This window comes from Variovorax sp. 20P10.2.4, assembly GCF_058244205.1.
The window spans coordinates 1-6795 of sequence record NZ_JBZAYE010000406.1 but is presented as its reverse complement, the minus strand read 5'-3'; the positions used below and the strand labels follow the sequence as shown (position 1 = coordinate 6795).

At 71.0% G+C, this 6795-nt stretch carries 7 protein-coding genes and 1 pseudogene; 7 read left to right on the top strand and 1 reads right to left on the bottom strand.

Annotated features, from left to right (window positions below; genetic code table 11):
• Positions 1 to 161: helix-turn-helix domain-containing protein (locus tag AC27VN_RS28485; protein WP_490878713.1), on the bottom strand; the 161-nt coding region annotated here is incomplete at its 3' end.
• A gap of 88 nt (positions 162 to 249) precedes the next feature.
• Here AC27VN_RS28485 and AC27VN_RS28480 point away from each other — a divergent pair.
• The 7 genes and pseudogenes from AC27VN_RS28480 to AC27VN_RS28450 form a co-directional block, all read left to right on the top strand.
• Positions 250 to 1443, top strand: coding sequence for a CaiB/BaiF CoA transferase family protein (locus AC27VN_RS28480; protein ID WP_490878712.1), 1194 nt, complete (start codon positions 250 to 252; stop codon positions 1441 to 1443).
• Between the two features lie 24 nt (positions 1444 to 1467).
• The gene (locus AC27VN_RS28475) at positions 1468 to 1974 is read left to right on the top strand and encodes a MaoC family dehydratase (protein WP_490878711.1); all 507 of its coding nucleotides are present in this window, start codon (positions 1468 to 1470) and stop codon (positions 1972 to 1974) included.
• 83 nt (positions 1975 to 2057) lie between these two features.
• Positions 2058 to 3068, top strand: coding sequence for a tripartite tricarboxylate transporter substrate binding protein (locus AC27VN_RS28470; RefSeq protein ID WP_490878710.1), 1011 nt, complete (start codon positions 2058 to 2060; stop codon positions 3066 to 3068).
• 13 nt (positions 3069 to 3081) lie between these two features.
• Positions 3082 to 4089 (top strand): Bug family tripartite tricarboxylate transporter substrate binding protein, encoded by a 1008-nt coding sequence (locus AC27VN_RS28465; RefSeq protein WP_490878709.1) that lies wholly within the window; start codon positions 3082 to 3084, stop codon positions 4087 to 4089.
• Position 4090: 1 nt separating this feature from the next.
• Positions 4091 to 5341 (top strand): CaiB/BaiF CoA transferase family protein, encoded by a 1251-nt coding sequence (locus tag AC27VN_RS28460; RefSeq protein WP_490878708.1) that lies wholly within the window; start codon positions 4091 to 4093, stop codon positions 5339 to 5341.
• Complete coding sequence (locus AC27VN_RS28455) at positions 5338 to 6501, top strand: acyl-CoA dehydrogenase family protein (RefSeq protein ID WP_490878707.1); 1164 nt, start codon at positions 5338 to 5340, stop codon at positions 6499 to 6501. The genes AC27VN_RS28460 and AC27VN_RS28455 overlap by 4 nt, the downstream gene beginning before the upstream one ends.
• A 28-nt stretch (positions 6502 to 6529) precedes the next feature.
• Positions 6530 to 6795 (top strand): annotated as a pseudogene (locus AC27VN_RS28450) (acyl-CoA dehydrogenase); the annotation flags it as partial.

Sequence of the window (6795 nt, the reverse complement as noted above, 5' to 3'; positions counted from 1 at the left end):
CCGCGCCGGTTGCGCACGAACAGCGGCACGCCCACCTGCTCCTCGAGCCGGCGTATCGAGGCCGACAGCGGCGGCTGCGCCATGTGCAGCCGTTCGGCCGCGCGGTGGAAGTTGAGGGTCTCGGCAAGGGCCACGAAGTGGCGCAGCTGGCGGGTGTCCATGATCTGTAAACGGTATCACAGAGCAGGTAATTGATATTGGACGGCATCCAGTCCCCTTCGCAGAATCGGCGCAGGAGACAAACAGACGATGCTTCCCCTGCAGGGCGTGAAGGTGCTCGACCTCTCGAGCGTGGTGTTCGGACCCTTGGCCAGCCAGACGCTGGCCGACTACGGCGCCGAGGTGATCAAGGTCGAGCCGCCCGAGGGCGATTCCACGCGCCACACCGGCCCCGCGGCCGAGCCCGGCATGGCGGCCGTGTTCCTCGGCAGCAACCGCAGCAAGAAGAGCGTGGCGCTCGACCTCAAGCAGAGCGCCGCGCGCGAGGCGCTGATGGCGCTGGTGGCGCAGGCCGACGTGTTCATGCACAGCATGCGGCCGCAGAAGCTCGGCGGCCTCGGCATCGATCCGCAGACGCTCATCGAGCGCTTTCCGCGGCTGGTCTACGCGGGCCTGCACGGCTTCTCGCAGCACGGTCCCTACGCGGGCCGGCCGGCCTACGACGACGTGATCCAGGGCATGTCGGGCCTGGCCTCGCTGATGCAGATGCAGTCGGGCGAGGCGCGCTACCTGCCCACCATCGCGGCCGACAAGACCTGCGCGCTGGTCGCGGCCCAGGCCATCCTGGCCGCGCTGTTCCGGCGCGAGCGCACGGGGCAGGGCGGCTTCGTCGAGATCCCGATGTTCGAGACCATGGTGTCCTTCAACCTCGTGGAGCACCTCTACGGCAACCACTTCGAACCGCCGCTGGCCGAGGCCGGCTATCCGCGCGTGCTCACGCCCTGGCGCCGCCCGTGGCGCACCGCCGACGGCCACATCTGCATGATGCCGTACACCTCGCTGCACTGGCGCCGCTTCTTCGCCGAGGTGGACGAGCCCGCGCTGGCCGACGATCCGCGCTTCGCCGATATCGCCGCGCGCACGCAGCACATCGGCGAACTGCTCGCGCTGGCCGGCGGCTTCGTCGCGCGCGGCAGCACCGCGCACTGGCTCGCCACCTGCGAGCGGCTCGAGATCCCGGCCGCGCCGGTCAGCCGGCTCGAGGACCTGCCGCGCGACCCGCACCTGGCGGCCACCGGCTTCTTCGCCGAGCTCGACGACCCGCGCATGGGCCGGCTGCGCTTTCCGGGCGTGCCGGTGCGCTTCGACGGCGAGCGTGCGCCCGTGCGCATGCCGCCGCGCCTGGGCGAGCACACGCGCGAAAGCCTGGTGGCGGCCGGCGTGCCGGGCGCGCACGTCGATGCGCTGATCGCCGACGGCGCCGCCATCGTCCCTTCCGCCTGAACAACGCAACGCAGCGAGACCCGCATGAACGACAAGACCCCCACCTTGCCCCGCCTCACCGCCGAAGACGCCGCGCTGCCGCGCCTCGGCCAGGGCTTCGTCTGGCAGGACCTGGCGCCGGGCCAGCGCCTGCGCACCTTCCGCCGCACCATCACCGAGGCCGACCTCGTCGCCTTCATCGGCGTGACCGGCATGGTCGAGGCGATCTTCATCGACGCCGACTACGAGGCCGGCGCGATCGCCGGCCGCCCGGTGCCGGCCGCGCTGACCTACACGCTGATCGAGGGCTTCATCCTGCAGACCATGATCCAGGGCACCGGCCTCGCGATGCTCGAGCTGGTGCAGAAGATCCATGCGCCGGTGCGCGTGGGCGACCGCATCGAGGCGGTGGTCGAGGTCACCGGCATCCGGCCGACCTCGAAGGGCGGCCGCGCCATCGTCGACTCGCGCATCACCGTCTTCAACCAGCACGGCCAGTGCGTCATGCACTACGACGCGCGCCGGCTGCTCGCGGGCCGCGACCCGTCCTGAGCCCGCGCGGGGCGAGCGCCCGCAGAGCGCGATCCCGCCGCACCACCCGTTCCCAGTTCCAACGACACATCGGAGACAAGCCCATGCATTCCAGAACCCCTGGCGCCGCGCGCCCGCCCCAGCGGCGATCGCTGCTGCTCGCCACCGCGGCCGCCATCCTCGCCGCGTCGGCGGCTCCCGCCTTCGCGCAGGGCGGCAGCTACCCGAGCAAGCCGATCACCATGGTCGTGCCCTTCCCGCCGGGCGGCCCCACCGACCTGGTGGCGCGCGTGCTCGCGCAGAAGCTCTCGGAGCAGCTGGGCCAGAACGTGCTGGTCGACAACCGCGGCGGCGCCAACGGCAACATCGGCGCGCAGCTGGTGGCGAAGGCACCGGCCGACGGCTACACGCTGCTCTACAACACCTCCTCGATCGCGCTGAGCCCGGCGCTCTACAAGAGCGTGTCGTACGACGTGCAGAAGGACTTCGCACCGGTCGCGCTGGTGGCCGTGGTGCCGCTCGCGCTGGTCACCCATCCCTCGGTGCCGGCCAGCAACGTCAAGGAGTTCGTGGCCTATGCCAAGGCCCATCCCGGCAAGCTCTCGTACGGCTCCGCGGGCAACGGCAACGTCACGCACCTGGGCGCCTTCCAGTTCGTGCAGGCCAACGGCATCGATGCCGCGCACGTGCCCTACAAGGGCAGCGCGCCGGCCGACGTCGACCTGGTCGGCGGCCAGATCCAGTTCATGACCGACACCGTCAACTCGGTGATGGCCTTCGTGCGCGACAAGCGCATGAAGATGCTCGCCGTGACCACGGCCAGGCGCATGTCGCTGTTCCCCGATGTGCCCACCCTGGCCGAGTCGGGCATGCCGGGCTTCGAGGTCGGCGCCTGGCAGGGCGTGATGGTGCCCGCGGGCACGCCGGCGCCGGTGGTCGATCGGCTCAATGCCGAGATCGTCAAGGCGCTGAAGGCGAGCGACGTGCGCGAACGGCTCGCGCTGCAGGGCGCCGAGCCGCTGGGCTCGACCCCCGCCGAGTACGGCGCCTACGTGCGCAAGGAACTCGCGCGCTGGGCCGGCGTGGTCAAGGCCACGGGCGTGACGCTCGATTGACCGGAGAGGCCCCATGACCACCACACCACGCAAGACCCGCGGCACGCGCCGCCGCGCCTTCGGCATCGCGCCCGCGCTGCTGCTCGGATGGGGCCTGCTGGGCAGCGCCGCCCCGGCCGCCGCGCAGGACTTTCCGTCGAAGCCGATCAAGTTCGTCGTGCCCTTCCCGCCGGGCAGCGGCACCGACACCTCGGCGCGCTATTTCGCGCGCAAGCTCAACGAACTCACGGGCCAGCCCGTGGTGGTCGAGAACAAGCCCGGCGCCAACGGCTTCATCGCCGTGAAGGCCGTGCTCGCGGCGCCGGCCGACGGCTACACCGTGTTCGTGGGCAGCAACTCCACGCTCGCGGTCAACGTCGCGCTGTTCAGGCAGTTGCCCTACGACCCCGTTGCCGACCTCGCACCGCTCACGATGATGATGCGTTCGCCCGCGCTGGTCGTGGTGCCCGGCAACTCCGAATACAAGACGCTGCCGGCCTTGATCGCGGGCGCCAAGGCCAAGCCTAGCGTGCTCAACTACGGCGCGGGCTCGGCCGGCTACCAGCTGATGTCGGAACTCTTCAACGACGCCGCCAGGGTGCAGACCGCGCACGTGCCCTTCAAGGGCGCGGCCGAGGCCGTGATCGCGGTGGTCTCGGGCACGGTGAACTTCGCCTTCGCCGAGATCACCAGCGTGCAGGAGCTCGCGCGCTCGGGCAAGGTGCATGCGCTGGCCGTGGCCTCCGACCGGCGCGTGCCCGCGCTGCCCGAGGTGCCCACGGCGGCCGAGGCCGGCCTGCTGGGCTTCACGGCCTACACCTGGGTGGCCGGCATGGTGTCGGCGAAGACACCGAAGGCCGAGACCGAGAAGCTCGCCGCGCTGCTCACGAAGATCGAGAAGATGCCCGAGACGCGCGAGTTCTACGAACGCATCGGCGCCGAGGTGATGCAGGGCGGCCCCGAGGAGATGCGCAACTTCCAGAACGCCGAGATCCAGCTCTGGAAGCGCATTGCGGTGACGGCCCGTGTCGAGCAGCAGTGAGATGAAGAAGCCCGCTGCCGATGCGCCCGTGCCCGGCGCGCTCTCGCACATCCGCGTGCTCGATCTCTCGCGCGTGCTGGCCGGCCCCTGGGCCAGCCAGACGCTGGGCGACCTGGGCGCGGAAGTCATCAAGGTCGAGCGCCCCGGCCGCGGCGACGACACCCGCCTGTGGGGCCCGCCCTTCCTCAAGGACCGCGAGGGCGCGGACACGCGCGACTCGGCCTACTACCTGTGCGCCAACCGCAACAAGAAGTCGGTGGCCATCGACTTCACCACCGCCGCCGGCCAGGCGCTGGTGCGCGATCTCGCCAGGCGCTGCGACGTGCTGATCGAGAACTTCAAGGTCGGCAGCCTCGCGCAGTACGGCCTCGACCATGCTTCGCTGCTCGCGCTCAATCCGCGGCTGGTGTATTGCTCGATCACCGGCTTCGGCCAGACCGGCCCCTATGCCGAGCGCGCCGGCTACGACTTCCTGATGCAGGGCATGGGCGGCCTCATGAGCATCACCGGCCGCGCCGACGGCGAGGAGGGCGCCGGCCCGGTCAAGGTGGGCGTGGCGCTGACCGACATCCTCACCGGCCTGTACGCGAGCACCGCCATCCTGGCCGCGCTGCAGTCGCGCGACCTCAGCGGCGTGGGTCAGCACATCGACCTCGCGCTGCTCGACGTGCAGGTGGCCTGCCTCGCCAACCAGGGCATGAACCACCTGTACGGCGGACAACCGAAGCGCATGGGCAATGCGCATCCCAACACCGTGCCCTACCAGGACTTTCCCACGGCCGACGGCCACATGATCCTGGCCATCGGCAACGACGGCCAGTTCGCGAGCTTCTGCCGCGCCGTCGGCCAGGCCGGGTGGGCGAGCGATGCGCGCTTCGCCACCAACGCCGACCGCATCGCGAACCGCAGCGCGCTGATCGCGCTGATGCGCGAGATCACGGCCACGCGCGGCACCGCCGAATGGATCGCGCTGTTCGAGCGCGTGGGCGTGCCCTGCGGTCCCATCAACACCATCGCCGACGTGTTCGAGGACCCGCAGGTGAAGGCGCGCGGCACGCAGATCCGCATGGCCCATCCGGTGGCGGGCGAGATCCCGCTGGTGGCCAGTCCGCTGCGGCTGTCGCAGACCCCCGTGCAGTACCGGCGCGCGCCGCCCACGCTCGGGCAGGACACGCGCGAGGTGCTGGGCGATCTGATGGGCCTGTCGGCGCAGCAGATCGGCGACTTGACGACACAAGGAGTGATTGCATGAGTGGAGCCCTGAGCTCGCTGTCGATGACGGCGATTCCACCCGAGGACGAGGCGCTGCGCGCGCCCGTGCGGGCCTTCCTGGCCGAGGCGTTGAAGGACGTGCCGGCGCCAGTGCGCGCGCGCTCCTGGTCGGGCTACGACGGCGCCTTCAGTCGCGCGCTCGGCGCCAGGGGCTGGCTCGGCATCACCTTGCCGACCGAATACGGCGGTGGCGGCCGCAGCGCCTTCGCGCGCTACGTGCTGGTGGAGGAGTTCCTCAACTTCGGCGCGCCCGTCGGCTCGCACTGGATCGCCGACCGCCAGAGCGGCCCGCTGATCCTCAAGTACGGCACCGAGGCGCAGAAGCGCTTCCACCTGCCGCGCATCTGCCGCGGCGAATCCTTCTTCTGCATCGGCATGAGCGAGCCCAACGCCGGCTCCGACCTTGCGAGCGTGCGCACGCGCGCCGTGAAGGGCGCCGACGGCTGGACGCTCAACGGCCAGAAGATCTGGACCACCAATGCGCATCACTGCCAGTACATGATCGCGCTGGTGCGCACCTCGGGCGAGCCCGAGGACCGGCACAAGGGGCTGTCGCAGCTCATCGTCGACCTCTCGCTGCCCGGCGTCACCGTGCGGCCGATCGAGGACCTCTCGGGCGACTCGCATTTCTGCGAGGTCTTCTTCGACAACGTGCGGCTGCCCGCCGATGCGCTCATCGGCGCGGAGGGCCACGGCTGGGAGCAGGTCACGGCCGAGCTGGCCTTCGAGCGCAGCGGCCCCGAGCGCCTGTTCTCGAGCATCGTGCTGTTCGACGAATGGCTGGCCTTCGTGCGCACCGAGGCCGGCCGCACGCCTTCGGCCGTGCGGCTCGCGGGTCGCATCATGGGCCAGCTCGCGCCGCTGCGCGCCATGTCGCTCGCCGTCACGCAGAAGGTGGCCGAGGGCGGCAGCCCGGTGGTCGAGGCCGCGCTGGTCAAGGACCTGGGCACCGGCGTCGAGCAACTGATCCCGGCCGCCATCGCCGACGACCTCTACGGCCGCGCCGACGGCACGCCCGTGCCGCTCGAGCTGCTGCTCACCCTCGAATACGTGACCCAGGTCGCGCCCTCGTTCTCGTTGCGTGGCGGCACGCGCGACATCCTGCGCGGAATGATCGCGCGCGGCCTCGGCCTGCGCTGAGCCCGCGGCGCCCACAAGGAAGCAAAACATGGAAGACATCTACGCCGACGCCCTGCGCGGGCTGCTCGAGGACTGCTGCACCCTGCGCCATGTGCGCGAGATCGAGGCCGGCGGCCCGGCGGGCGCGCTGTGGGAAGCGATCGAAGGCTCGGGCTTCGCCAATGCGCTGCTGCCCGAATCGGTGGACGACGGCGCGGGCCTGACCCCGGCCGACGCCTTCGCGCTGCTCGAACTCTGCGGCCGCTTCGCCGTGCCCGTGCCGCTGGCCGAAACCATGACCGCGCGCGCCCTGCT

Bases quoted from the DNA above. Each gene is read 5' to 3' on its own strand.
- AC27VN_RS28460 (WP_490878708.1), top strand. From the start codon at position 4,091: ATGAAGAAGCCCGCTGCCGATGCGCCCGTGCCCGGCGCGCTCTCGCAC.
- AC27VN_RS28475 (WP_490878711.1), top strand. From the start codon at position 1,468: ATGAACGACAAGACCCCCACCTTGCCCCGCCTCACCGCCGAAGACGCC.
- AC27VN_RS28465 (WP_490878709.1), top strand. From the start codon at position 3,082: ATGACCACCACACCACGCAAGACCCGCGGCACGCGCCGCCGCGCCTTC.
- AC27VN_RS28470 (WP_490878710.1), top strand. From the start codon at position 2,058: ATGCATTCCAGAACCCCTGGCGCCGCGCGCCCGCCCCAGCGGCGATCG.
- AC27VN_RS28455 (WP_490878707.1), top strand. From the start codon at position 5,338: ATGAGTGGAGCCCTGAGCTCGCTGTCGATGACGGCGATTCCACCCGAG.
- AC27VN_RS28480 (WP_490878712.1), top strand. From the start codon at position 250: ATGCTTCCCCTGCAGGGCGTGAAGGTGCTCGACCTCTCGAGCGTGGTG.